Below are 1,824 nucleotides of genomic sequence, written 5' to 3'. Positions count from 1 at the left end.
TTGGTTATTTTTCTGGCTGGGGTGGGGGGGCGCGGCCCCCACCCCGACCCCCGCCGCATCGGCGAGCCCTTCATGGGGAACACCGCCCGCGCCCTGCGCGGCGAGACCTTCAGCGAGACCTACACCGGCACCCTCGGGCCCTCCATCCGCGTGGTCACCCCGCTCGTCGACGACGGCCGCGTGACCGGCATGGTCAGCGCCGGCATCACCGTCCGCGCGATCAGCGCCCGGCTCGCCCGGCAGCTCTCCGCCCTGGCCTGGGTCGCGGCCGGCGCACTCGCCCTCGGCGGGCTCGGCACGTACGTCGTCAACGCCCGGCTGCGCCGGCACACCCACGGGATGAACGCGGACGAGCTCAGCCGGATGTACGACTACCACCAGGCGGCGCTGCACGGCGTCCGCGAGGGCCTGCTGATGCTCGACGGCCAGCGGCGGATCACCCTGATCAACGACGCCGGACGCGAACTGCTCGGCCTGCGCGGGGACGTCAGGGGAACCGGCGCCGCCGACCTCGGACTGCCCGCGCCGATCACCGGCGCCCTGCTCGCCGACCGGCCGCGGGTGGACGAGGTGCACCTGACCGCGGACCGGGTGCTGGTCCTCAACAGCTCGCCCGTCGCGGGCGGCGGCCGCCGCGGCACCGTGGTCACCCTGCGCGACCACACCGAACTCCAGTCGCTGACCGGCGAACTGGACCAGGAACGCGGATTCACCGAGGCGCTGCGCTCCCAGGCCCACGAGGCGGCCAACCGGCTGCACACCGTGGTCTCCCTCATCGAACTCGGCCGCGCGGACGAGGCGGTGGAGTTCGCCACCGCGGAACTGGAGCTGGCGCAGGCCCTCACCGACGAGGTGGTCACCGGCGTCGGCGAACCCGTCCTGGTGGCGCTGCTGCTGGGCAAGGCCGCCCAGGCGCACGAGCGGGGCGTCGAACTGGTCGTCACCCCCGACAGCCGCGCCGTGGACGGCCGGACCGGAACCCTTCCGGCCCGCGACCTCGTCACCGTGCTCGGCAACCTCCTCGACAACGCCGTCGACGCCCTCACCGGCGTGCCGGGCGCCCGGATCGCGGTCACCGTCCGGCCCGAGGAGGACGGGCTGCTGCTGCGCGTCACCGACAACGGCCCCGGGCTGCCGACGGGCGCCGCCGCGGACGTGTTCCTGCGCGGCTGGTCGGGCAAGGGGGAGGGGCGCGGCCTCGGCCTCGCCCTGGTCCGGCAGGTGGCCCACCGGCACGGAGGCAGCGCGGTCGCCGCCGAAGTGCCGGGCGGGGGAGCAGAGTTCACCGTACGACTGCCCATGCGAAGGGAACCGACGCCATGAGTGACGCCCGCGAAGCCCGCGAGGCGCCGGGGGTGCGGGTGCTGGTGGTCGAGGACGACCCCGTCGCCGCCGACGCGCACGCGCTGTACGTCGGCCGGGTGCCCGGCTTCACCGCCGTCGGCGCCGTCCACTCGCTCGCCGAGGCCACCCGTGTCCTGGAGCGGACCCGGGTCGACCTGCTGCTGCTCGACCTCACCCTGCCCGACGGCCACGGGCTGCGCTTCGCACGCCGGCTGCGGGCGAACGGGCATCCCGTGGACGTGATCGTGGTCACCTCGGCGCGGGACCTGGCCGTGGTCCGCGAGAGCGTCTCGCTCGGTGTGGTCCAGTACGTGCTGAAGCCCTTCGCCTTCCCGACGCTGCGCGAACGGCTGCTGCGCTACGCCGAGTTCCGCGCGGCGGCGGGGGAGGCGGCCGGCCAGGACGACGTGGACCGGGCGCTCGCCGCCCTGCGCGCCCCGGGTCCCGCCGAGCTCCCGAAGGGGCTGAGCGCGCCGACCC

At 75.3% G+C, this 1,824-nt stretch carries 2 protein-coding genes; both read left to right on the top strand.

Annotation, left to right across the window (positions count from 1 at the left end):
- Positions 1–1,323, top strand: a 1,323-nt coding sequence (locus ACFXA3_RS42010; protein ID WP_385196700.1) for an ATP-binding protein, incomplete at its 5' end; no start/stop codon positions are given.
- The coding region (locus ACFXA3_RS42005; RefSeq protein WP_385196698.1) for a response regulator at positions 1,320–1,824 on the top strand (505 nt) is incomplete at its 3' end. The genes ACFXA3_RS42010 and ACFXA3_RS42005, both read left to right, overlap by 4 nt.

Origin of the sequence: Streptomyces sp. NPDC059456 (assembly GCF_042750055.1) — a bacterium.
Classification (GTDB): domain Bacteria; phylum Actinomycetota; class Actinomycetes; order Streptomycetales; family Streptomycetaceae; genus Streptomyces.
Note: the sequence above shows the minus strand (reverse complement) of the source record. Positions and strands in the feature narration are given on the sequence as shown.